23 protein-coding genes, 2 pseudogenes and 2 riboswitches are annotated in these 22,462 nt (G+C 39.3%); of the genes and pseudogenes, 10 read left to right on the top strand and 15 right to left on the bottom strand.

Annotation, left to right across the window (positions count from 1 at the left end):
* The first annotated feature begins 291 nt into the window (after nt 1–291).
* A complete protein-coding gene (locus tag ACDZ29_RS17605) occupies nt 292–927 on the top strand; it encodes a Bax inhibitor-1 family protein (RefSeq protein ID WP_375088273.1) in 636 nt (211 codons plus the stop codon).
* A 174-nt stretch (nt 928–1,101) separates the two neighbouring features.
* Here ACDZ29_RS17605 and ACDZ29_RS17600 read toward each other — a convergent pair.
* The 5 genes and pseudogenes from ACDZ29_RS17600 to ACDZ29_RS17580 all read right to left on the bottom strand — a co-directional run.
* A pseudogene (locus ACDZ29_RS17600) lies at nt 1,102–1,817 on the bottom strand (IS5/IS1182 family transposase); the annotation flags it as partial.
* A gap of 526 nt (nt 1,818–2,343) precedes the next feature.
* The gene (locus tag ACDZ29_RS17595) at nt 2,344–2,886 is read right to left on the bottom strand and encodes an acyl-CoA thioesterase (protein WP_289317369.1); all 543 of its coding nucleotides are present in this window, start codon (nt 2,884–2,886) and stop codon (nt 2,344–2,346) included.
* Nucleotides 2,887–3,016: 130 nt separating this feature from the next.
* Nucleotides 3,017–3,556: a M15 family metallopeptidase gene (locus ACDZ29_RS17590; RefSeq protein ID WP_370014291.1), complete on the bottom strand. Its 540-nt coding sequence runs from the start codon at nt 3,554–3,556 to the stop codon at nt 3,017–3,019.
* Nucleotides 3,557–3,631: 75 nt separating this feature from the next.
* Nucleotides 3,632–4,114, bottom strand: a complete 483-nt coding sequence (locus ACDZ29_RS17585) for a DinB family protein (protein ID WP_289324205.1) — start codon at nt 4,112–4,114, stop codon at nt 3,632–3,634.
* Nucleotides 4,115–4,441: 327 nt separating this feature from the next.
* Complete coding sequence (locus ACDZ29_RS17580; RefSeq protein ID WP_375088272.1) at nt 4,442–5,143, bottom strand: GDSL-type esterase/lipase family protein; 702 nt, start codon at nt 5,141–5,143, stop codon at nt 4,442–4,444.
* Between the two features lie 215 nt (nt 5,144–5,358).
* On the opposite strand from ACDZ29_RS17580, the gene ACDZ29_RS17575 reads away from it, so the two are divergent.
* Nucleotides 5,359–5,865 carry a GNAT family N-acetyltransferase gene (locus ACDZ29_RS17575; protein WP_375088271.1) on the top strand — a complete coding sequence of 169 codons (507 nt, stop codon included), beginning with the start codon at nt 5,359–5,361 and terminating at the stop codon, nt 5,863–5,865.
* A gap of 73 nt (nt 5,866–5,938) precedes the next feature.
* Here ACDZ29_RS17575 and ACDZ29_RS17570 read toward each other — a convergent pair whose 3' ends face one another.
* Together ACDZ29_RS17570 and ACDZ29_RS17565 are read right to left on the bottom strand one after the other, a co-directional pair.
* Nucleotides 5,939–6,133, bottom strand: coding sequence for an aspartyl-phosphate phosphatase Spo0E family protein (locus tag ACDZ29_RS17570; protein WP_289324202.1), 195 nt, complete (start codon nt 6,131–6,133; stop codon nt 5,939–5,941).
* A gap of 260 nt (nt 6,134–6,393) precedes the next feature.
* The gene (locus tag ACDZ29_RS17565) at nt 6,394–6,606 is read right to left on the bottom strand and encodes a Fur-regulated basic protein FbpA (protein WP_081112828.1); all 213 of its coding nucleotides are present in this window, start codon (nt 6,604–6,606) and stop codon (nt 6,394–6,396) included.
* Between the two features lie 153 nt (nt 6,607–6,759).
* Nucleotides 6,760–6,864: riboswitch (SAM riboswitch) on the bottom strand.
* Between the two features lie 159 nt (nt 6,865–7,023).
* A riboswitch (TPP riboswitch) is annotated at nt 7,024–7,128 on the top strand.
* A gap of 97 nt (nt 7,129–7,225) precedes the next feature.
* Here ACDZ29_RS17565 and tenA point away from each other — a divergent pair.
* The 5 genes from tenA to thiE are packed head-to-tail and all read left to right on the top strand — an operon-like array spanning nt 7,226 to nt 10,652.
* Entirely contained in the window at nt 7,226–7,915 is a 690-nt protein-coding gene (tenA, locus tag ACDZ29_RS17560; RefSeq protein ID WP_375088270.1) for a thiaminase II, read from the top strand.
* A 15-nt stretch (nt 7,916–7,930) separates the two neighbouring features.
* A complete protein-coding gene (gene thiW, locus ACDZ29_RS17555; protein WP_289317375.1) occupies nt 7,931–8,452 on the top strand; it encodes an energy coupling factor transporter S component ThiW in 522 nt (173 codons plus the stop codon).
* The gene (gene thiD / locus ACDZ29_RS17550; RefSeq protein WP_289324200.1) at nt 8,421–9,227 is read left to right on the top strand and encodes a bifunctional hydroxymethylpyrimidine kinase/phosphomethylpyrimidine kinase; all 807 of its coding nucleotides are present in this window, start codon (nt 8,421–8,423) and stop codon (nt 9,225–9,227) included. The genes thiW and thiD overlap by 32 nt, the downstream gene beginning before the upstream one ends.
* Nucleotides 9,224–10,039, top strand: coding sequence for a hydroxyethylthiazole kinase (gene thiM, locus ACDZ29_RS17545; protein WP_289324199.1), 816 nt, complete (start codon nt 9,224–9,226; stop codon nt 10,037–10,039). Before thiD ends, thiM begins: the two co-directional genes overlap by 4 nt.
* Complete coding sequence (gene thiE / locus ACDZ29_RS17540) at nt 10,020–10,652, top strand: thiamine phosphate synthase (RefSeq protein WP_289324198.1); 633 nt, start codon at nt 10,020–10,022, stop codon at nt 10,650–10,652. Before thiM ends, thiE begins: the two co-directional genes overlap by 20 nt.
* 38 nt (nt 10,653–10,690) lie before the next feature.
* On the opposite strand, the gene ACDZ29_RS17535 is transcribed toward thiE, so the two are convergent.
* A complete protein-coding gene (locus ACDZ29_RS17535; RefSeq protein WP_289324197.1) occupies nt 10,691–11,896 on the bottom strand; it encodes an MFS transporter in 1,206 nt (401 codons plus the stop codon).
* A 271-nt stretch (nt 11,897–12,167) separates the two neighbouring features.
* Here ACDZ29_RS17535 and ACDZ29_RS17530 point away from each other — a divergent pair, with 271 nt between their 5' ends.
* The gene (locus ACDZ29_RS17530) at nt 12,168–13,655 is read left to right on the top strand and encodes an aldehyde dehydrogenase family protein (RefSeq protein WP_289317380.1); all 1,488 of its coding nucleotides are present in this window, start codon (nt 12,168–12,170) and stop codon (nt 13,653–13,655) included.
* Nucleotides 13,656–14,030: 375 nt separating this feature from the next.
* Nucleotides 14,031–15,263 (top strand): aminopeptidase, encoded by a 1,233-nt coding sequence (locus ACDZ29_RS17525; protein WP_289324196.1) that lies wholly within the window; start codon nt 14,031–14,033, stop codon nt 15,261–15,263.
* 93 nt (nt 15,264–15,356) lie between these two features.
* On the opposite strand, the pseudogene ACDZ29_RS17520 reads toward ACDZ29_RS17525, so the two are convergent.
* The 4 genes and pseudogenes from ACDZ29_RS17520 to ACDZ29_RS17505 all read right to left on the bottom strand — a co-directional run.
* Nucleotides 15,357–15,549 (bottom strand): annotated as a pseudogene (locus tag ACDZ29_RS17520) (tyrosine-type recombinase/integrase); the annotation flags it as partial.
* Nucleotides 15,550–15,609: 60 nt separating this feature from the next.
* Nucleotides 15,610–15,774, bottom strand: a complete 165-nt coding sequence (locus tag ACDZ29_RS17515) for a hypothetical protein (RefSeq protein WP_375088269.1) — start codon at nt 15,772–15,774, stop codon at nt 15,610–15,612.
* Nucleotides 15,775–15,901: 127 nt separating this feature from the next.
* Nucleotides 15,902–16,660: a GntR family transcriptional regulator gene (locus ACDZ29_RS17510; protein ID WP_375088268.1), complete on the bottom strand. Its 759-nt coding sequence runs from the start codon at nt 16,658–16,660 to the stop codon at nt 15,902–15,904.
* 222 nt (nt 16,661–16,882) lie between these two features.
* Nucleotides 16,883–17,980, bottom strand: coding sequence for a tartrate dehydrogenase (locus tag ACDZ29_RS17505; protein ID WP_289317387.1), 1,098 nt, complete (start codon nt 17,978–17,980; stop codon nt 16,883–16,885).
* An 812-nt stretch (nt 17,981–18,792) separates the two neighbouring features.
* On the opposite strand from ACDZ29_RS17505, the gene ACDZ29_RS17500 reads away from it, so the two are divergent.
* On the top strand, nt 18,793–20,160 hold the full coding sequence (locus ACDZ29_RS17500) for a citrate:proton symporter (protein ID WP_375088267.1): 1,368 nt from the start codon (nt 18,793–18,795) through the stop codon (nt 20,158–20,160).
* A gap of 583 nt (nt 20,161–20,743) precedes the next feature.
* Here ACDZ29_RS17500 and ACDZ29_RS17495 read toward each other — a convergent pair.
* The 3 genes from ACDZ29_RS17495 to ACDZ29_RS17485 form a co-directional block, all read right to left on the bottom strand.
* Nucleotides 20,744–21,016 (bottom strand): hypothetical protein, encoded by a 273-nt coding sequence (locus ACDZ29_RS17495; RefSeq protein WP_375088266.1) that lies wholly within the window; start codon nt 21,014–21,016, stop codon nt 20,744–20,746.
* A gap of 105 nt (nt 21,017–21,121) precedes the next feature.
* On the bottom strand, nt 21,122–21,247 hold the full coding sequence (locus ACDZ29_RS17490) for a hypothetical protein (protein ID WP_375088265.1): 126 nt from the start codon (nt 21,245–21,247) through the stop codon (nt 21,122–21,124).
* A gap of 57 nt (nt 21,248–21,304) precedes the next feature.
* A complete protein-coding gene (locus ACDZ29_RS17485) occupies nt 21,305–22,459 on the bottom strand; it encodes a glycerate kinase (RefSeq protein ID WP_375088264.1) in 1,155 nt (384 codons plus the stop codon).
* Between the last annotated feature and the right edge of the window lie 3 nt (nt 22,460–22,462).

Raw genomic sequence — 22,462 nt, 5'->3', positions numbered from 1 at the left:
TATTAATTGCATAGAACCAATATTTTTTTATTTATTATTTCGAAATAACTATTTTTATAGATCATACCTCTAAATTTAACTTGTCTTTGTACGTACCGCAGAATGATTCTAGTTAGTAATATTTTAATATTTCAGAAAAATTAGTCTATTTTTAAGAATATCATAAAAAATGTAATTATTTCATATATATTTCAATACTTTCAAAAAAACACCTAATTTTTATCAAATGCAATGAAACCTTTTTAAAACAGATTCGTAGAAAATGGTAGAAAAAAATGATGAGGTGATTGAATGTATTCACAAACTGTACAAACATATTTGCCATCCGTCATGCGGACGTTCGCTTTATCTCTTGCTGTTTCCGTTTTAGGGATGGCTCTCGGCACTTTTGTTCCGCCATTCTTGTTCATTCCCTTAGCGATACTTGAGTTTGCCATGTTGATTGGAGCTTTCATCATGCGGAAGAAAAAAGCTATCGGTTACACATTCTTGTATAGTTTCACATTTATTTCAGGAATTACGACCTATCCGATCATTGCACACTACCTTGCCGCTGCAGGGGCAAATGTGGTGATCTTAGCCGGTGTGACGACGACAGTTGTATTTGGAGGACTGGCGATTTATGCTTCAACCACCAAAAGGGACCTTTCTTTCTTGGGAGGAATGTTATTTGCGGCCTTGCTTGCTTTAGTGGCCATTAGCATTTTCAACATTTTTTCTCCATTAAGTTCTACAGCCATGCTGGTCTTTTCATTTATTGGGATTTTAGTTTTCAGTGGTTATATTTTATATGATTTCAATCGAATGAAGCATTACGGGGTTACAGCGGAAGAAGTACCGCTAATGGCCTTGAATCTGTATCTAGATTTCATTAACCTTTTCATTAACATCTTACGTTTCTTTGGTATATTGGCAAGCGATGACTAAAAAGCGCGTATGATCAAACCAACAAGGTATCTTAAGAAATGACGCTTGGACTGATCCGAGCGTCTCAGTTTGTAAACAAAAAGGTTTCGGAATAGTCTCATTCCAAAACCTTTTTTGATTTTTTATTGGATTTGAAGCAGTTATAGAGAATAGTGACCTCTCCTAGGTCATTATTCAGGACATTTCTGACCCTCGCCAAGTCCAGTTGGCCATCATCTTTACATTCTCATGGCAAAGTAAGCATCGCCTGCACCGACAATTTTCAAATCCCCCTTTAAGTAGTCCAACGCATAACGTGCCTTTCTTTTGCCTTTACGTTTCGCATAAATATGTTTTCCTTACATTCTTGCAAAATATGGCGTGTGACCACTTTCTAGTGGTCTTTAATTTCTGTACACTCTGATAAAAATGAACAATTCGCACAAATGGATTGGATGATTTGTACTCACAATAGCCCTCTTTATTTGTTGTTGTGTACTTTAAAATCTCGTCCGATGAGCAGAGATAACAATAAAATGTTTGTCGTACACATAGTCATGTTTATGGAAGAACCCTTCTTTTGTTCGAGGACGTGTATAGGATAAAGCTGGTGTGATTTCTTTGCCAAAAAGGTAGTTTATAAAGGCTGGTGTTTTGTAAGCTGCATCTGCGGCAACAGCTTCTGGTTTTCAACTTTTTCAATAAGCTCTAAGATATGACTAACATGCATATTTCCGGATGTTACTCTCGTCCTGCAACACAAATCCATTGCGGTTTGCTGCCGCATGGAACGAATAGGCAAACTGTTTTGTTCGTTCAACTTTCACATAGTGGCCACTCTCAGGATCAGTTGAACTTTCTTTAATCACCTTGGTTTATTCCTTGATAAATTTAACTGGTGGAAAAGGCTCATAACTGGATCAATACTTGGGCGTCCTACCTCTGAATACATATCATTCACCAAGTCATACATTCGATGGCACCAGTTGATCTAAAGTAATCATTTCAAGTTGATCTCGCTGAATAGAATCATGTTTATTAAGTCTCCTTAACACCTCGAGTTTTAATCCTTCTATTTTAAAACAAAAAAGACTGTAGGCAAAAAGAGTTCTATCTTTCTGTTAAAACAAAGTTGGTTGGAACGGAATGATCGAGGCTCCTGCGGGGAAAGCAAGTGCCTGGAGAGGAAATCACATGTTACAAACTCAATTATTATCGAATTTGTCTACAGTCTGAGGCGCTTGGACTTATTCAAGCGCCCAAGTGTCATTTCACGTATTTGCCCATACACCGTTATTTCCTGTAAAAAGATAATTCAGGGATGTATTCAAAAATGGATGCTATTTTTCAGAACCATGCCAATGAATAAAAGACCAAATCACGAATTTGGTCTCAATGCTTCATTAATAAGTAAGAACTGCTTAAGGCTTTCGTATCTTATTTATATAATCCTGGATTTGATTGATCAGTCCATGGCAGTTTCACACCGAAGGTACTTGCAATGAATTGTGTATCTTCTCTTCTTTTTTTCCTTATTTGGGCCCGTTGTTTTGCCGATTCATTTAAATTCATTTCCATCTCTGTTTCAGGAACCAAACGCGGAACCGGTATTGGTTTACCTTCTTCATTAATGGCAACAAAGGTCAAAAAGGAAATGACGCATAAATTCCGATCTCCTGTAACTAAATCCTCTGCAATCACCTTTACGATGATTTCCATTGATGTTCTGCCCGTATAGGTCACGAAGCTTTCCAGGCAAACTGCATTTCCTTCGTGAATAGGGTGCAGGAAATCGACAGAATCGGTTGATGCCGTAACGACGTTGCTTCGCGCATGACGCATGGCGGATATAGCTGCTACATCATCAATGTATGCCATTAATTTGCCTCCGAACATCGTACCAATGTTATTTGTATCCGGCGGGAGGACAAGGCTTGTTTTTATGACCAAAGAGTCCCGGCAATGTTTTATTTCTTCCATGGTGACTGCACTCCTTTATGTCTGATTTCTCACTAGTCCACTTTATCGAATTATTACCTGTAAATCAATTCACATGCTTATTTTCCTTCTTTTAGTCAAAATTATTCGGTTAAAATAAAGCGTCCCACTCTCACTGCCCTTTTGGCTGCTTGCCTTGTTGCAGCTCACGCAGGCTCAAACCAAATGTCATTTGTAAATGAGGATAATCCTTAAACCCTGTCCAATCCCCGCCCCAATCAAAACCTAACCCTTTAGCGATGGTTACGACTTCCATCCAATCCGACTTTCCATTATCGTTGCCGTCATAACCCATATCCCAAATGGCCTCACCTTGTTTGTTTAGGAGGGCAAAATCTATCGCCAAACCGAAATTATGAAGAGACTCCCCACCTTTTGCATTCGTTACGATGTTCCCCGTACTTAAACGGCCTTTTTCATAGAGTTCATTTTGCTCGGCTAAAGAACGGAACCCTGCCGTAATGATTACCGGGATGCCTTTGTCATTGGCCAATTGAATGAGCTCGTCTTTTTTGTCGGCGACAATCGGATTCAGCTCGTCTGTCAGTTTGATTTCATCTAAATCAGGCGGAAGCATATACTTGAACAAGAGCCCCAACAACAATCCGAAAAAGCCCAATATCAGACATGTCCTTACCCAAGTGGCTTTCACTGAAAAACCCTTCCTTTACTATAACTGTCTGAAAGTCAAAAACTCAACCAAAGACGGATGAGTTTTTTTCTTCTATTATAACTTTGATTTCAATTCTTCTATTTGCATTAAATGCCGTTTTTCATGTAGTCCCACGAACGGGACCCATTGCTTCAAGCTTAATTCTTTAAACAAAGGGTGGGGAAAAGACTTTTGTTCCAGATCATTTTCTTTTGCATGATCAACGACTCTTATAAAAGCTTTGCGAGATTCGGACAACTTATCCTTGACCTCATTCAAAGTTTGGAATGATTCTGACGGAATGACAAATGGCGGGGCCTGAACCTTCACTTCACGATTTAATGTAAGCTCGATCGGTTTATTAACAGCCGGAGTGCTATCGTCGCTTTTCAATTTATCGGCAATGCTCTTTGTTATGGCCCGTTCCATTAAATATAAATGATCCAACACCTGAATGATGCTCCATCGTCCTGCTTCAGGATGCGCGTTCAGCTGTTCATCCGATAGTCCGTTGACCGCATTTAAAAGTTCTTCCCTGATTTTTTCATTATCATTCATCTTTAGCATCTCCTCTTATAAGCCTGGCTAATCTCTTATAATTATTCCATGACCTATATGAATGTGTAAAATAATAATACTTTTTGACAGAAACGAACCAATTAAAAGTTGTCTATTTTTTGAACAGCTCTATGATAGTCATAAAGGTAAAATTCACCTAATATAAAGGACTATCAAAATTCATCAAGGGTATTCTAAATAGGAGTGATCGCCATCATTGGAGGATACTCCATTCAGCCACAAAAGCAGATAGCACCCCAGATCTTTGCAGTTCTCTTCCTAACTAAAGGCCATATCAAATTCCTAGCGACTTATGCATTTTTGCTTTCATTTGAAATCATAACTTTCCAGAACCCGATTCGTAATGAGTTGATACCCTTTTTCATTCGGATGTATCTTATCACTGAAATACTCTGTTTTCTTTTTATTTTCAAAAAGATCATTTGTAGGAATGAATACCATCCTATCATCCTTTTCCGCTATTCCCTTTATTGCTTGGTTATAATCTAGAATGTGTTTTTCAAGTTTTTCATTGTCTTTAATTGGGTTATATAGCCCTACTACCAGTATATCCGCTTTATCGTTTGCCTTTATCAGTGTTGATATAATCTTATCCAGATGGTTGATATACTCCCGTTTACCATCATCGATTTTTCGGTCACTTATTTTCTCCAAGTTCCCGCCGTTACTATTGATCAAGTCATTCGTTCCAATATAAACGATGAAAGTATCGGCTTTATCAAGTTTCGTTTTAATGCGGTAATCGTCAAGCTGCTTCATTACCCCATCCGTTTCCTGACCTTTTATACCGTAATTCCAAAAACTCACTTTTTGTTCCGATTCCGGATTATTCAATTCATCCTCCAGACCGTCTATATATCCTTCCCCGTCCTTATCCCCTTTTCCATAGGTTAACGAATCTCCAAAAGCCATCACCCTTTGTACATCTTTCGCTTCCGAGGCTTGAAATTTATATGCAGCGAAACAAATTATTAGTACAATAATTAATAAACCTGCTATTTTTTTCATTTGCTTCTCCTTTTGTCTATTTACAATGAAGTATTTAATCTTTTAAATACCCAAAAATCTGTAGTCCTAACATATAAAATGAATTGTCAGATAAAGAGAAAAGAGTGTATGATAGTATAAAACTTTCAATGGATTGGGTTTCATTCACCGTCCCTTAATAAAAAAGCGGCGATACCCTTTATTCTGGAGATAGAAAATAGATAGGAGTTTAAATCATGGAAGAGCACATAGAGTTTAGAGAGGCAGAACTATCGGACTTACCCAGGATCGTTGAAATATATAATTCGACAATTGCTTCAAGAATGGTCACGGCAGATACGGAACCTGTATCCGTACAATCGAGGGTTAAATGGTTTGAGGAACATGATTCAGAAAGTCGACCGCTATTTATCATTACTATAGAAGGGGACACTGCTGGATGGATGAGCTTTCAATCGTTCTATGGGAGGCCGGCCTATAATTCCACGGCTGAAATCAGCATTTATATTGATGATTATTTCCGGGGAAAAGGAATCGGACAAATTTCGATTCAAAAGGCAATTGAAGTGAGCCCAAAATTAGGGGTGAAGACTCTATTAGGTTTCATTTTTGCCCACAATGCCCCAAGCCTGAAGCTCTTTTCCAAATTCGGGTTTGAAAAATGGGCACATTTACCTCAAGTTGCCGAGCTGGATGGCATTGAACGGGATTTGATCATTCTTGGTAAACGTGTCGATATTTAAATATATTTATTTAAAAGCTATTGCCTTGTGTAGTAGCTTTTTTCTCTGATTAAACGAGGACGAAATGGTGAATTTAAAAATACCTATATACTTTCTGGAGGGAAAAATATTCAGATTCTCTTTTATTTGTCAACGCATTTAACAGCGCATCCAATTCTTGACTTGCTTGAACAGTTAGAAGACTTGTAAAACCATAAATTGCTGCCAATTTGATCATTTCCTCTCTCTTTTCTTCTACTTTTTCTATAGTTACCTTCCGGCAAATCATATAAACACCTCCTAATTTTTCAATATTTTTACACTTTCATCATAATGAAACTCGTAGTTAAAATCAACTATTTTACAGAAATTAAATGTGTTATTTCATAGGTTAAATGTGACAAAAAGCCTATTTCAGTCTCTAATTATGTATATTTTGTGACATCCACTATATAAACTTAAATAAAAAAAGCATCCACAAGTGTGATACATTGCGAATGCTTACTTCATATCCCTATCCCAAGAACCCAAAATATAGTCTATCGCTTACTATGTCATCCATTCCGAAGGAGACTCGTTATTAGGTCTATTTATAACAATCTTATATTCATCTTCAAGTACTTTTAACGGGGCATCGTAAAGGTGCCTTTCATCAGAGGTTTTGTATACTCCATTGGCCAATAACTCTTCAATAAGCTTTGCCTTCCTCTGTTCAATCCTCTTAAATAATTCCGCCATGTAAATGGCTCCTTTCCTAGTCATCATAGAGCCTGCTTCTAGTTGAGCTAAACTGTATTAACTGGTTTGATTTTCACCAAATTATATATACCTTTTTTATTATGTCACTAAACGTTATTCCGCAAAAATAAAAGCCTCTTCTAATTCAAGAAGAGGCTGACAGTGTCCGTACGGCTCTTCTTATCTTCCAAGCATATGCTTGTTGGATTTAGCACAGTTCCCAAAATGGGTCTGCTGCCGAGGTTTCTTTGGGCCAAGTCCCTCCACCTCTCTGGATAAGAATTCAATATATAATTGATGTAGACATGATTTTATCTCAATAATCATCAAATGTCAATTACCTGGATCTCCCTTTTTTCCCGTGCCATAAAGGATTACCTCTTTCAAATACGGGTTGCATTTTCTTGTCTTTCTGATATGATGTCAGTAATTACATACAATTCACACCACTAGGGGAGTCTTTTTTAAGACTGAGATGGAATTAGTTCCGGACCCTTTGAACCTGAACCGGCTCATACCGGCGGAGGGAAGTGGATGATATCGTCCATTTACAGACTTTATCCATCTACCCCGTTCCGTATTCAGGAGCGGGTTTTTTTTATTGGGTGTAAACAGGGGGATCCATTTTAAAGGAGGATGAACAATGGAGAATACTAAATTAGAAACATTCAGTGATAGACTTCATGGACGGGCAAAAGAGATTTGGAAAAGGAACCATTCACATCCCTTTGTCCAGGCAATTGGAAACGGCACACTTCCTGAAAAGAAATTTGCCTATTACCTGAAGCAGGACTATATCTATCTCATGGATTATTCCAAGCTCTTTGCTTTAGGTGTCATCAAAGCTCATAATATCGAAACCATGGCAAAGTTTGCGAGTATTTTAAATGAAACCCTTCAAGTTGAAATGAATATCCATCGGCATTATGCTGCGGAATTCGGAATCAGCTCCAAGGAATTGGAAGATACAGAACCCACACCAACCACTCTAGCCTATACGGGTTACATGCTAAATGCAGCTCAGCACGGCACTTTGGCAGACCTGATAGCATGTCTCCTGCCATGTGCTTGGGATTATTATGAGATCGGTTTGCTATTGAAAGAACAAAATGGTGATGCATTGGAAAACAATCGCTACTCTGATTGGATAAGGTCATATTCATCTCCTGAATTCGGTGAAGCACACAAGTGGCTGATTGCTTTGTTGGAAGAATTAACAGAAGGCATGCCCGAAAAGGAACTACTTAGATTAGAAAAGCACTTTTTGGTGACTTCCCGATATGAATATTTATTCTGGGATATGGTTCAAAATGAGCAGAATTGGCCACTGTAGGTCGTTGATATGATGATGAATCCAATCAAGAAATTGACATTGACCGCCATGATTACGGCTATAACGACTTTAACCAGTTCATTTATTTTCATCCCTGCCGGATTTGCGAAAGTCTTTCCTATTCAACATCTGGCAAATGTCCTGACAGCCGTATTATTGGGACCTGCTTATGCGGTAACACAAGCTTTTTTAGTTTCCATCATTAGAAACATGTCTGGTACCGGTTCAATTTTCGCCTTTCCTGGCAGCATGATCGGTGCACTTTTGGCTGCCGTCGTATATCGAAAAACACAAAGCTTAAAATTCGCTTGTTTAGGGGAAGTGATCGGGACCGGGATTTTCGGGTCCCTAGCCTGTTATCCACTTGCAATCCTCCTATTGGGAGAAAAAGCTGCTCTTTTTGGTTTTTTACCAGCTTTTATGCTTAGTTCATTCGCAGGTGCGATTTTAGCTTTCATATTACTTAAAATACTTCTAAAAAATAATTATATGAAGGGGTTTTTTTATGAAAACAGCATTAACCATCGCAGGCTCTGATTCAGGGGGCGGTGCTGGAATACAAGCGGATTTAAAAACATTTTCTGCACATGGGGTCTTTGGAATGTCAGCAATCACAGCCGTAACCGCACAAAATACAATGGAAGTGCGTTCAATTCAGGCCATCGATACAGCTATCATTTCTGATCAAATTGCAGCCATCTTTGAAGATATTCGTGTCAATGCAGTAAAAATAGGTATGCTTGGATCTAAAGAAATAGTGGAAACAGTTGCTGCGTCCCTTAAAACATTCTTACCTGACATCGTTATCCTTGATCCTGTCATGATTTCCAAAAGCGGCCACCATTTGCTGGACGAAAAAGCCGTCTCTGCCTTAAAAACGGAATTGCTTCCGCTTGCAACACTTGCAACCCCAAATGTACCAGAAGCGGAAGTTCTTACTGGCTTGTCGATTCGAACGAAACAAGATTTTTACAGGGCATGCATATCCATACAAGAACTGGGCCCTAAAGCCGTTTTACTTAAAGGGGGCCATGCAGCGGGAAATCCAAATGATCTCTTTTATGATGGGACTGACTTCCACTGGATAAAGGGAGAACGCATTCATACAAAAAACACACATGGTACAGGCTGTACCCTGTCATCCGCCATTACATCCAACCTGGCAAATGGACTGACATTGCTGGAGTCGATCGAACAGGCCAAGACCTATATTTCTGAAGCCATTCGTAATAGCTTTTCAATCGGTAAGGGTCATGGACCTGTCCATCATTTTCATTCATTTTCAAAAAAAGAACGGAGTGAATTAATATGAAGGTTTCTGCAGCCGATTTATTCGTGAAGGTAAGAGAAAGAAAACCACTCGTTCACCAAATCACCAACTTTGTTACGGTCAACGACTGTGCAAATGCCACCCTTGCCATCGGTGGTTCGCCTGTTATGACATCGAGCCCAAGAGAAGTGGCGGATATGGTCAAATTAGCCGATGCATTGGTCCTTAATTTCGGTACGATTGATGATAAAGCTTTGGAAGCAATGGAGATTGCCGGTAAGACGGCAAATGCCCTGGATATCCCGGTCATTTTGGACCCGGTGGGAGTAGGTGCCACCGCCTATCGGACAGAGCAAGTCACAGAACTCCTACGTAAGGTTAATTTCCAAATCATTCGCGGAAATGCGAGTGAGATCCATCGATTGATGGGTGGGGATATCGTTACACGGGGGGTGGATTCGGGGGAACTTGCTATTAGCAATGCTGAGCTGGCTGCACAAGCGGCAAATAAATTGAATAGTGTCGTCGTAGTCAGCGGAGCGAAGGATGCTGTTAGTGATGGAAAACATACGTCCATAATCGACAACGGGAACCTCCTTTTAACAAATGTTACAGGTACCGGATGCATGGCCACTGCTCTTATCGGTACCTTTTCCGGAGTCACGGACGATTTCTATGCTGCTGCAGTTGCCGGTATCTCTACCATGAGCATTTCAGGGGAACTGGCTGCTGCAAAACTTCAAGAAGATGAAGGAACAGGCACGTTTCGTGTGAGATTAATCGATGCCATATCAAGAATGAATAAGGAAACCTGGATGCATGAGGTGAAAATAAATGAAGAAATCCAAAATTGATTTAAGTTTATACTTAGTTACGGAAGAGTCCATAGCAATAGAAGTTTTGACCAAAATCATTACAGAATCGGTTTCAGGAGGAGTCTCGATCGTACAACTTAGAGAAAAAAACAATTCCTCCCTTTCCTTTTATAAAAAAGCTTCTGCATTAAAACAGTTATTGAACGAGCTGTCCATTCCCCTTATCATTAACGACCGGGTAGATATAGCACTTGCTGTTGCAGCTGACGGAATTCATATTGGGCAAGATGACCTTCCACTGCCTGTCATCAAACAAATGGTTCCTGACGATATGATTATCGGGGTATCAGTCTCCACTCTTGAAGAAGCAATCGAAGCCGAACGAAATGGAGCAGATTATATCGGAGTCGGTTCCGTTTTCCCTACGAAGACCAAACAAGATGCAACGCTAATGGCAATTGAAGATCTGGAGGAAATTTGCCGCAGCGTTTCGATTCCAGCCGTTGCCATCGGGGGTATAACTGCCGATAACATATCCTCTCTTTCTGATAGCGGGCTATCCGGTACGGCAGTCGTTTCAGCCATCATGAATGCTGATAGTCCGAAGACTGCCTCCGAATTCCTCTTAAAAATAATAAAAGAATTTAAATGACGAAATGAGGGGACTGAATTCAGTCCCCTCCCTTTTGTTTATGTCAAAACGGTATTCTTAGTTTCCTTCCCAAAAGCTACAGCAACGGCCCCCACTAGAATAGCAATTGTAAATATGGTGAAAATCGTTGAAATCGGAGTATCGGCAGCAACTAAATACCCTACAAGCAATGGACCCAGGACACCGCCAATCCTGCCGATGCCAGCAGCTAAACCAGCACCTGTGCCACGAACTGCAGTTGGATACTGCTCAGGTGTATACGCATAAAGCGCACCCCATGCCCCTAGGTTGAAGAAAGATAGGAACATTCCAGAAACTATCAGTGGTGCCAACCCCTCTGCCGATCCAAAGAAAAAGGCACTGATGGCCGTTCCGATTAAGTATGTGATCAAAACGAACTTACGTCCCATCTTCTCTATCAGCCATGCAGCTGAAAAATAGCCTGGAAGCTGTGCAAGTGTCATGATCAAAACATATTCAAAACTTTGAATCATACTGAATCCTTTTAGGACCATCACACTTGGCAGCCATAAAAACATCCCATAATAAGAAAAGACCACGGAAAACCACAGAATCCACAGCACAAGGGTCTGGCGGGAGTATTCCTTTTTCCAGACACTTTTCATATTGCTTAATACAGATGGTCTCTGCTTTTTTTCAAGTTCCGTATACTTCGGTGAATCCGGCAGTTTCAAGCGCAGATACAGTGCATATAAAGCGGGAACGGCGCTCAATAACAATGCAACCCGCCAACCATAAGCAGGAATGATGAAATAGGAAATGAGTGCTGCCAATATCCAGCCAACCGCCCAAAAACTTTCAAGAAGAACGACCACCCTTCCCCTTTTACTAGCTTCAACACTTTCAGAGACCAATGTCGAGGCAACAGGAAGTTCTCCTCCGAGTCCCATTCCAATCAAAAATCGCAATATCAAGAACAAGCTGAGTGTACTGACTGCTGCAGACACGCCACTTGCAATTGAAAACAATAATAAAGTAATGATAAAGACATTCTTCCGTCCGACCTTGTCAGCCATTGCACCAAAGAAAACGGCTCCAACAGCCATCCCTATAGAGTTTATGCTCCCAATCCAGCCAACCTGTTCACTGGTTAAGTTCCATTCTTGTTTCAAAGCAACAATAATGAAAGAAAGCATACCGACATCAAGTGCATCGAACATCCATCCAAGACCCGCAACACCAAGTAATCTACGCTGCGATATCGTTTTCGCATTATTTCCCATATATTCCTCCTGATGAACTTTAGACCTTCTAGTTATTTTATCCTTATTCATTTTAACTATTAACTTTCATTTTTGCTATAGTAATTACACATGTCATGACAAAAAAACACTTCATTTTTAAAATGATAAAGAAATCTTGGATATTCTGTCGAATGTTATAGATTGAATATTCCCTTTTTTTCATTTATCATAAAAATTGGCATAAATCATAGCGTTATCAATAAGTCATCATGTTTTGCCCAAGTTAATCATTTTATTCAGGAGGGTAATTATGACAAATCTAACGTTAGAAGTAAGTGGAAAGCTACAAAAATTTTTAACAGGACCAAAAAAGCTCTATATTAATGGTCAGTTTGTGGAAAGTGCATCAAAAAAAACCTTCTCCACTCCTAATCCTGCTACAGGACAAAAACTTGCCGATGTTTATGAAGCTGATAAAGAAGATATCGACTTAGCCGTCAAAGCTGCACGCAAAGCATTCGATGAAGGTCCTTGGTCAAGGATGAGCGCGGCTGCACGCAGTAGGCTTATGTATAAACTTGCCGATTTAATGGAAGAAAATAAAACTGAACTTGCTCAATTGGAAACGTTGGATAATGGAAAACCAATCAGTGAAACTACCAATGCCGACATTCCTTTAGCTATAGAACATATGAGATATTTTGCTGGCTGGTCCACCAAGATTGTTGGACAGACCATTCCGGTAAGCGGAAATTACTTTAACTACACAAAACATGAGGCTGTTGGTGTTGTCGGCCAAATCATCCCATGGAACTTTCCGCTTCTTATGGCAATGTGGAAACTGGGAGCGGCACTTGCTACAGGTTGTACGGTCATATTAAAGCCTGCTGAGCAAACACCGCTTTCCGCGCTTTACCTGGCTGAATTATTGGCTGAAGCCGGTTTCCCTGATGGGGTCGTCAATATCGTTCCCGGTTTTGGTGAAACCGCTGGACAAGCACTTGTCGACCATCCTCAAGTAAATAAAATTGCATTTACAGGTTCGACCGAAGTTGGAAAATTGATCATGCGCTCTGCTTCATATTCATTGAAACGGGTCACATTGGAACTTGGAGGGAAATCGCCAAACATCATCCTACCTGATGCAGATTTCTCAAAAGCCATCCCTGGAGCTTTGAATGGGGTCATGTTTAACCAAGGGCAGGTATGCTGTGCCGGTTCAAGGGTTTATATTCAAAAGAAACATTATGATAATGTTGTTGCAGATATGGCCAGCCATGCAAAAAACATAAAACAAGGGGCAGGATTGGATCCAAGTACACAAATTGGACCGCTTGTTTCCCAGGAGCAGCAAAATCGGGTAATGGGCTATATTGAAAAAGGGAAAAACGAGGGTGCGGAAGTTCTTGTCGGCGGAAATAAACCGGGTGAACAAGGTTACTTTGTTTCTCCTACTATATTCGCTGGTGTCGAAGAGGATATGACGATAGCTAAAGAAGAGATTTTCGGGCCGGTTATTGCGGCAATGCCTTTCGAGGATTTAGATGATGTCATCAACCGTGCAAATGCCAGTGAATATGGATTGGCAGCCGGCTTATGGACAAGCGATATAGCCAATGCCCATTATGTTGCAGGAAAACTCCGTGCCGGAACAGTGTGGGTGAACTGTTATAACGCGTTCGACGCAGCTTCCCCATTCGGAGGCTACAAACAATCCGGAATCGGACGTGAAATGGGATCTTATGCACTTGACAACTATTCAGAAGTGAAAAGCGTCTGGATCAATTTGGGTAAGTGATTTTTGACTATTAAGAAAGAGGGTCTCAAAGAGGCCCTCTTTCTTTCAGTACATTGATTCACTGAAGCGAATTATTAAATTATTCAAACCTTTTAATAATCTTTCCTTCTTTAGTTTTGGTAAAATGCAAGATAGACAAAATAGCTGCAGGAGCTTGAGCTGACTTATGTGTGCACACGAGTGTGATTGTGATTGTTGGTGTTGATGCTAAAGCGGATGAATCAAAACCGATGCAGATTGAATTCAGCTGCTTCCCGGTTGAACTCCTTATTGAATTTACTATAAGTTTTTCCACACAACGAGTAAAAAGTTTCTTTTTTATAGAACAATAAGTACAATTATGAATGTAGAAAATGGAAAAGGAGTTTTGAAATGATGAGTGATTTTCAATCGAATTTAGAAAAATATGCAGAACTTGCCGTTAAAGTCGGCGTTAATATCCAACAAGATCAAACCCTGGTCGTTAATACTACATTAGAGGGCGCTGACCTTGTCCGTCTCATTGTAAAGAAAGCATATGAGAACGGTGCGCGTAATGTCATCGTTAATTGGAATGACGATATCATTTCACGTACCAAATATGAACTGGCTCCAGATGAGGTGTTCCACGAATATCCAAAGTGGCGTGCAGAAGAAACGATCGAACTTGCAGAAAACGGAGCTGCCTATCTATCCGTCATCTCCTCAAGCCCTGACTTATTGAAAGGTGTAAAACCTGAAAGGATAGCCAACTTCCAAAAGGCATCCGGAACTGCATTGAAGAAGTGGCGTCAGTATATGCAATCCGATAAGGTAAGCTGGTCCATAGTCGCCGTCCCTTCAAAGGCTTGGGCTGATAAAGTATTCCCTGAAGAGGCAGAAGGAAAACGCGTTGATATGCTATGGGAAGCCATTTTCAAGGCAGTTCGTGTTGATGTTAAGGACCCTGTGGAGGCCTGGAAAAAACACGATGATACCCTGCATGAAAAGGTTGATTATTTAAATGATAAGCATTACCAAAAATTGCATTACACGGCTCCTGGAACCGACTTGACAATCGAGTTGCCTGACAAGCACCTTTGGGTCGGAGCAGGAAGCGTTAACGTACAGGGTCATGAATTCATGGCTAACATGCCAACTGAAGAAGTATTTACTGTTCCATTGAAAACAGGTGTTAACGGTACGGTTTCCAGTACGAAACCCCTTAGTTATGGCGGCAACATCATTAATAATTTTTCAGTGACCTTTAAGGAAGGACGAATCATTGAAGTAAAAGCTGAAGAAGGGGAAGAAATTCTAAAACAATTGGTGGAAACGGATGAAGGATCACACTATCTTGGTGAAGTTGCACTTGTTCCATTCAACTCACCGATTTCCCAATCGAATGTTTTATTCTTCAATACATTATTCGATGAAAATGCGTCAAACCATCTTGCAATCGGCAGCTCCTATGCTTTCTGTATTGAAGGCGGAAAAAACATGAGTCCAGAAGAGCTTGAAGAAAATGGATTGAATGAAAGCCTTACACATGTCGATTTCATGATTGGATCCGAGAAAATGAACATCGATGGCATCAAACAGGACGGCACTTCAGAACCTGTCTTCCGTAATGGGGATTGGGCTTTTTAATTAAAGCTTTGATCTAGAGGGGTTTTGAAGGTCTAAAACCTTGAGGGATCACAGAATTGGTCACATATCTTTAACTTTAAACAATTTATCAAGTTAATAAGCCACGTGTTCCTGCATACTAGGAAGCACGTGGCTATACTTGTCTAGGGTAAATTTGAATGGATGTATGTCCAACCCTCTCCGAAAAGACCTTTACATTCACATTTTGTTTGATTAGCATCGTGACATGTGTATGTCTTTAATCATGAAAACGGATTGTAGGTAATCCTAGCTTTATTGCGAAATTGTCTGCGACACCTGTATTCCTGTTAGTAACTCAGCTGCTTCCAGCCCGGAGAGAAGAGAACTATTTGGTCATTTCAGCTTCATGAAAGGCACAGAGTTTGCTATCTTCAAATCTTCTTTCAGGTCGATCAAAAAAAGTCCCTCCAAATAATAAATTTCTAGCGACAACCTTGCTCTGAATATATACCTTTAAAATACATGCTTCGTTCATATATTGTTCACTCATTTTACTTGTAGTTTATTGAGGAAATTCATTGGCAGATTCAAAAATGTAAACAGTAGGATTCCTTCGAGGTGGTTGAGGTGGAGTAAGTGAGTGAAACTAGAAAGTAAAATTCCTTACCCAAAATGAGCTAATCAGTTTGGGTAAGCTTTTCAACCGCTGTAAGGATTTCATTACGTGCTCGGTTTCGATGTGATTGCATTAAAACACCTGCAGCATTACTGTCTTTAGCCTTCATACATGCAATAATTGCTTTATGTTCCACTATGGAGTGAAAAGGAAAAGGCCTGTGATTAATCGTAAATAATCGCGCTCTATATAATTGATCTGAGTGGCTATCTATTACCGTCCTAAGACGTTTATTATTTGCGTAGTCAATAATTGATTGATGAAATTGATCATCTAGAATTGCCCATTTTTTTAAATTCTTTTGCTCAAGTGCTTCTTCCTGCTGCTTAATCAATGATTCCAGTTGATTTATCTCTCCCTCTCCCACCTTTACAGTAGCAAGGCTTACGGCAAGTCCATCAAGTTTTTCAACTATTTCATAGATTTGTTTAAGATCCTCTTTTTCGATGGGCTCAACTATGAATCCTCGTCTCGGAATAAGGCGAACCATGCCCTCCGTCTCCAAACGCACGAGAGCTTCCCTTACAGGAGTACGGCTCATTTGTAATGCTTCAGCCATCTCCCGCTCTAGTATCGTTTTCCCGGGAGGAAGAACTAAATCACGGATAGCTAGTCGGACAATGTGATATGCCCTCAGTGGTAAACGATATTCATCGAAACCTTCGAGATTATGAATAAAGAACAAAATATCTTTCTCCAAACTTGTTTCGTTTAGAGAAAAAAACTTTTCATTATCATTTTTAGTATTATTTTTCTTCATCATTATCACCTAATCCATTCTTTATTTATATAGTCATTATTTTAGTAATAAATCCTATACCTAACATGTACCATTTTACGCATCTATAAAGAAAAAAGGTATACATTTTAGTTTGCAAACCAAATAGAACAATTACTTGCTTATAATTATTTCAAATGATAAAAATCCTCTTACAAAAGAAAAAAAGACTGGGGTGTTTTCGGAACCCCCCAGCCCTCTATTTCATATTTCTGCTTTAACTTTGGACAAATTTTCTATAATGGCATCCGTTATTTCGTCTGTATTATACGTTCCACCAAGGTCACGAGTAAGAATTCCCTGACGTGTCGTTTCTGCAATTGCTTTATTGATGAGTACTGCTTCTTCTTTTAGCCCTAAATGATCTAACATTAGTGCAGCGCTTCCAATTGCTCCAATTGGATTGGAGATTCCTTGGCCAGCAATATCAGGTGCCGATCCATGAACGGATTCGAACATACTTGGTGTACGCCCTTCGGGATTGATGTTTGCGCTGGCAGCTAATCCCAAGCTTCCTGCAAGAGCACTACCTAAATCAGAAAGAATGTCTGCGAATAAATTAGAAGCGACTACAACTTCTAGTTCTTCAGGTTTCAATACAAATTGTGCGGCGGCGGCATCAACAAGCCATTGATCCGTCTCTACATCCGGATAATCTTTACTTACGCGAGCAAATACTTCATCCCAAAGTACCATTCCATACTGCTGCGCGTTACTTTTCGTGATGCTTGTTACTTTCTTCTTTTTACGTGTCCGTGCAAGATCAAAGGCATAACGGATAATACGTTCGCAGCCGTGATCTGTAAATAAAGCGGATTGCACAGCTACTTCTTTTCCAGGTCCACGTCCGGAGAAATTGCGACCGCCGATACCTGAATATTCACCCTCAGAGTTTTCTCGAATCAATACCCAGTTTAGAGAATCAACATCCGGGTGATTAAGTCTTCTTGGGACACCAGGAAGAAATTCGATAGGGCGAATATTGGCCCATTGATCAAACCCCTGACAGATCGCTAAGCGCAAGCCCCATAAGCTAACATGGTCTGGCACTCCAGGAAATCCAACAGCTCCAAAATAAATTGCATCATAATCTCTTAGTTTTTCTACTCCGTCTTCATCCATCATTTTCCCATTTTCTAAATAGTATTCACAGCCCCATGGGAAGAAATCGCTTTCAAATTCGAACTTACCGTTAGAATCTTTCGCTAAATGGTTAATTACTCGAAGACCAGCCTCAACTACTTCCGTACCAATTCCATCACCTGGAATAACTGCTAAACGAATTTTTTTTGTTTCACTCATTAAAATATCCTCCTCCACTAACCCTGCCTATTCAAGCGGTTTAGTTTAATGTGAATCTTATAGTCATTATGTTAGATAACGTATACGTTATTGTCAATGGTTTTTTATTAAATTCGAATGTTCTTTTAGTTTTTTCTATACACACACAAGGAAAAATTAGAATATAGCCGAATTTAACCTAAATTCCTTTTATCAAAGAACGTTACCCTTTGTCCAAACCACCTCGCATTTTTAGATAAAACAAAGTATTCAGAAATTTATTGACACTAATGTATACATTAATGTACAATCCAATAAGGTTAACTTACTTTTTTCATTTTTCACCATCACAGGAAAAAGAAGGGGGAATTTTTGAATGCGCTTTCAGACATGGAGTTTTAAACCTCATAGTTTCTAATAACGTCTTGGTTTTTTTCCAGCTCACCACTTATCGAAGCGATAATTTTGTATGCGTTTCCAGTCATAGGGTCATTAAAAAGTAGGATTCTAAAAGTTCTACTTAGGTTGTAAATGATACTACCAATTAACGTTATAAGGAGGGGTATAAAGTAAAGTTACTTAAAAATTTAATAGTCCAAGAAAGTTGAGTAAACAATTTTTAGTGAACGAAAAGAAAAGCTTATGAAGAAATCAGTAAACAAGCTAGTTTCATCAAGTAAATGAATAAGAGCCTAAAACCTCATTAAAAGTTGGTCCTTCTGAGGTTCCGAATGAAAGATTAATATATCCATAGCTTAACAATGTAGTAATACGCTTAACTATTTAAAGTTTCAAATAATTTTATTTCATAATTTTTACGGGAGGTGGTTTGTATGCTAACATTCCTAGCATTATTAATGATCATTGTATTCATTGTACTTCTCTCAAAAAATAAATTATCTGTATTCGGGGCATTAACAATTGTTCCATTTGCTTTTGGAGCAATTGCTACCTTTGTAACGGGCTCTTCCTTTTTGGATCTCTTTGAATGGATTAAAGAAGGTATTTTATTTAGTGTTAATGAAGAAACAGGGAAGGTTTCCATCGGAGTTATTTCACCTGCAATTGTTATCTTATTTGCGGTGTTGTATTTTGGTGTAATGCTTAATGTCGGCTTGTTTGACCCTTTATGCGAATTCTTTATTAAAAAGGCTAAAGGTGACCCACTGAAAGTTACTATGGCAACAGTTTTAACTGCGACAGTAGTTACTATGAATGGTGATACTACTACAACTATTATTATTTGTGTTGCTGCTTTCCTTCAACTTTATAAACAAATGAATATTAAGCTAATTTATTTAGCTGTAATTATCGTTACCCCAATTGGAATTTTCAATCAGTTACCATGGGGAGGTCCAACAATTGCAGCGAGCACAGCAATGGGTGTAAGTATTAGCGAATTGTTCGCAAATTTATTGCCAGGAATGCTAGTTGCTGAAGTATATGCAATTTTCATGGCTTATTTTATCGGAATAAAAGAACGAAAGCGCTTAAACTTTGATCCTAAAACTGCTAAAGATATTTCTCCTGATCAAATGGAAAGCATGTTAAACGCTATTCGTCTAAAAGACCCTGAATTAAAGAGACCTAAACTCTATGCTCTTAATTTGATTTTAACCCTCGCTATTTTAGTTATGCTTGTGTTGGATGTTGCACATGGCGGTGTTTTATTTGGTATAGGTGCAGCAATTGCCCTTACAGTAAACTATAAGTCTGCAAAACTTGTTAATGAACGAATGGATGACTTAGCAGCAGATGCTTTAGCACCAGCTTTGGCAACTTTGGCTGCTGGGGTTTTCTCTGGCGTTTTAACAGGTAGTGGGATGTCAACTGCTTTAGCAACATCCATTACAGCTATTATCCCAGAATCATTAGGCTCACATATGGCACCAATCTACGCGTTAATTGCAGCACCTGCAATTACATTTTTACCGCAAGATGCTTTCTACTTTGGGATTGCCGGGGTTATGTCAGATGTTATGGGACAATATGGAATTTCCGCTAGCGAAGCGGCTGTAGCTTCCATGGTGGGACAGGCATTCCGTTTAATTTCCCCAGTTATTCCAGCTCTATATATGTTAGTTAGTTCTACGGAGACAAACTTTGTGAATTTTCAAAAAACATATGTAATTTATGCTTGGCCAATTATATTTATATACCTAGCTGTTTATATATTAACTGGGTCATTACCAATTTTCTAAAGGATAAAAGCGATATCATGAAGTTTAACTATCAATTATGCTAAGTCAGAATATTATATAGAAATTTCCTATCAAATGAAAAAGGTAGATGAAAGTATTGTCAATTATTGCTTCTTTATTTAAAAGAAAAACTATAGAGATTGAAGCTAAACCAATTGAAACAGAAGGTTCTTTTAGAGGGAACAGTCTGCAGAGCCAGGTAGAATTCAATTGTAAGGGTTAGACAACTGCATTGTGACTGTTTTTTCTTAAACATTCACCTCTTTGTTTATAAAACAAGCCTCATCGAATATTTTTACCATCGATGAGGCACAAAGTAATATAAATTTCTTCAATTGAAAGAATATCTTGTATTATCTTAATTGGCTTGTTGTCATCATTATCCCCTGAAATTAGTTTAATTTCATCACTAGGATTAATCGCCGCACCCACAACCCCGATGATACTTTTAGCTGATAGTGATTTTTTAAAAAAATAATCATGATTTCACTGTTGAAGGACGTTGCTAATTCCACAAACTAAACTGCGATTCTTACCTGAATCCCTTTCTTGAGACAAACAACAATCTTTTTTTCTAACATTATTAACATCTTCCCTTTTCATGAATAATTCTTGTATCCACAATATCCGCTAATATCCAATGTTTATTCAAGTTTTTATAATAAACATAAAAATTTTTATTTCTAAGTTGCATATTTTTTACGATTATAGCCGCTTCTCTTTGACTAACGGCAAAAGTATCTATGAGCTTTCCATAACGGCGACATCTAAGAGCACCTATAATGCCCCTTCTCTTATCAACAACGCTGCAGACATCAGCCCATTCGTTATCATACTTCGATACCTCTCTTGACACTTGAACAATAAGATCAGCTAAAGAAACAGCCTAAGTAGGAACATGTAAAGCGGTTCCCCGGGAGAATGATGGATCAAATTTATACAAACAGAATGTTCTGGTATTTCAATGAATGACTAACCCCGCTTTCAGTAAATCGTCCATTGTCAAATATTTTACTTCACTGCGCTTTTGATCTAAATACTGAAGAAGCTGTGCACGGTACTCCTGACTTTTTTCCCGATTCAACATCGCAAAAAAACAGCAAAGCATTCATTTAATGATCATCCTCTTGCCAATGTTTACCTGTTACGTTTTCACGCCTGTTCGAACTGCTTGAAGTAGCCGGAATAATTGATTTGTCGTTGATCGTAAATTGCTGAACGTTACTTTTGGATCCATCGCTTCTTCCAGTGTCATTGGCGTATTCACAATAGAAAAATAGGAAGTGACACCAAGTTTGTTTAATGCTGCTGTCTCTTCAGTGATTCCACCCGCGAGCGCAAGGACGGGAATCCCATGCTTTTTGGCAAGCTGTGCTACTCCAAGGGGTGCCTTTCCCATAGATGTTTGTCCGTCTAACTTTCCCTCACCTGTAATGACAAAATCGATACCTTGCATACTCTTTTCCATTTCAATAATCTCCAACACTAGTTCGATTCCAGACTGGAGATGAGCATGTAAGAAACCTGAAAAAGCAGCGCCTAATCCCCCGGCAGCTCCGGCCCCCTCAATCTGGTTGATGTCTATACCCAGCTTATCAAGGACGAATTCTGCAAAGTGTTTAAGCCCTTTATCTAGTTGTCCCACCATTTCAGGCGTTGCTCCTTTTTGAGGCCCAAAAATGTACGCAGCGCCATCCGGCCCGTAAAGAGGGTTTTTTACATCACAAGCAACCCTGAATGTGCACTCTTTCAATTTTGTATTCACATGGCCCAGATCCATTTTCCAAATATCTGTGAGCGCTTGACCGTCTACTCCTACTTTCTCATTGTTCATGTTATAGAAACGAAAGCCCAATGCTTGCAGCATGCCAATCCCTGCATCGTTTGTAGCGCTTCCACCAAGCCCAATGACAAACTCACGACATCCTTTTTCTATGGCATCAGAAATGAGTTCCCCAACGCCATATGTGGTTGTTAAGAATGGATTACGTTGGTTGTAAGGAACAAGAGGTAAACCACAAGCTGCAGCTACTTCAATAACAGCTGTCTTCTCATCACCCAAAATTCCATAGATTGCCTCTACTTTTTCTTTTAAAGGCCCTATTACTTCTTTTTTGACTAGTTTCCCATTGGTTGCCTGTACCAAGGTCTCCACTGTTCCTTCTCCACCATCCGCTAAAGGAAGTGTGACGATCTGCGCTTCAGGATAGATATCTCTTATACCTAAAGAAATAGCTTCGCTGCCTTTAATAGAAGAAATACTTCCTTTAAATGAATCAATGGCAATTAAAACTTTCATCAT

It is taken from the genome of Peribacillus sp. RS7, from assembly GCF_041956845.1.
Lineage (GTDB): Bacteria > Bacillota > Bacilli > Bacillales > DSM-1321 > Peribacillus.
Note: the sequence above shows the minus strand (reverse complement) of the source record. Positions and strands in the feature narration are given on the sequence as shown.

Excerpts from the sequence above, each read along its gene's own strand:
- ACDZ29_RS17570 (WP_289324202.1), bottom strand. The coding sequence starts at position 6,133 with ATGATTTGCCGGAAGGTAACTATAGAAAAAGTAGAAGAAAAGAGAGAG.
- ACDZ29_RS17490 (WP_375088265.1), bottom strand. The coding sequence starts at position 21,247 with ATGTTGAATCGGGAAAAAAGTCAGGAGTACCGTGCACAGCTTCTTCAG.
- tenA (WP_375088270.1), top strand. The coding sequence starts at position 7,226 with ATGGAGAATACTAAATTAGAAACATTCAGTGATAGACTTCATGGACGG.
- thiD (WP_289324200.1), top strand. The coding sequence starts at position 8,421 with ATGAAAACAGCATTAACCATCGCAGGCTCTGATTCAGGGGGCGGTGCT.
- ACDZ29_RS17525 (WP_289324196.1), top strand. The coding sequence starts at position 14,031 with ATGAGTGATTTTCAATCGAATTTAGAAAAATATGCAGAACTTGCCGTT.
- ACDZ29_RS17565 (WP_081112828.1), bottom strand. The coding sequence starts at position 6,606 with ATGACTAGGAAAGGAGCCATTTACATGGCGGAATTATTTAAGAGGATT.
- ACDZ29_RS17595 (WP_289317369.1), bottom strand. The coding sequence starts at position 2,886 with ATGGAAGAAATAAAACATTGCCGGGACTCTTTGGTCATAAAAACAAGC.
- ACDZ29_RS17515 (WP_375088269.1), bottom strand. The coding sequence starts at position 15,774 with ATGAGTGAACAATATATGAACGAAGCATGTATTTTAAAGGTATATATT.
- ACDZ29_RS17510 (WP_375088268.1), bottom strand. The coding sequence starts at position 16,660 with ATGAAGAAAAATAATACTAAAAATGATAATGAAAAGTTTTTTTCTCTA.
- ACDZ29_RS17605 (WP_375088273.1), top strand. The coding sequence starts at position 292 with ATGTATTCACAAACTGTACAAACATATTTGCCATCCGTCATGCGGACG.
- ACDZ29_RS17485 (WP_375088264.1), bottom strand. The coding sequence starts at position 22,459 with ATGAAAGTTTTAATTGCCATTGATTCATTTAAAGGAAGTATTTCTTCT.
- ACDZ29_RS17500 (WP_375088267.1), top strand. The coding sequence starts at position 18,793 with ATGCTAACATTCCTAGCATTATTAATGATCATTGTATTCATTGTACTT.
- thiW (WP_289317375.1), top strand. The coding sequence starts at position 7,931 with ATGAATCCAATCAAGAAATTGACATTGACCGCCATGATTACGGCTATA.
- ACDZ29_RS17575 (WP_375088271.1), top strand. The coding sequence starts at position 5,359 with ATGGAAGAGCACATAGAGTTTAGAGAGGCAGAACTATCGGACTTACCC.
- ACDZ29_RS17585 (WP_289324205.1), bottom strand. The coding sequence starts at position 4,114 with ATGAATGATAATGAAAAAATCAGGGAAGAACTTTTAAATGCGGTCAAC.
- ACDZ29_RS17535 (WP_289324197.1), bottom strand. The coding sequence starts at position 11,896 with ATGGGAAATAATGCGAAAACGATATCGCAGCGTAGATTACTTGGTGTT.
- ACDZ29_RS17580 (WP_375088272.1), bottom strand. The coding sequence starts at position 5,143 with ATGAAAAAAATAGCAGGTTTATTAATTATTGTACTAATAATTTGTTTC.
- thiM (WP_289324199.1), top strand. The coding sequence starts at position 9,224 with ATGAAGGTTTCTGCAGCCGATTTATTCGTGAAGGTAAGAGAAAGAAAA.
- thiE (WP_289324198.1), top strand. The coding sequence starts at position 10,020 with ATGAAGAAATCCAAAATTGATTTAAGTTTATACTTAGTTACGGAAGAG.
- ACDZ29_RS17530 (WP_289317380.1), top strand. The coding sequence starts at position 12,168 with ATGACAAATCTAACGTTAGAAGTAAGTGGAAAGCTACAAAAATTTTTA.
- ACDZ29_RS17505 (WP_289317387.1), bottom strand. The coding sequence starts at position 17,980 with ATGAGTGAAACAAAAAAAATTCGTTTAGCAGTTATTCCAGGTGATGGA.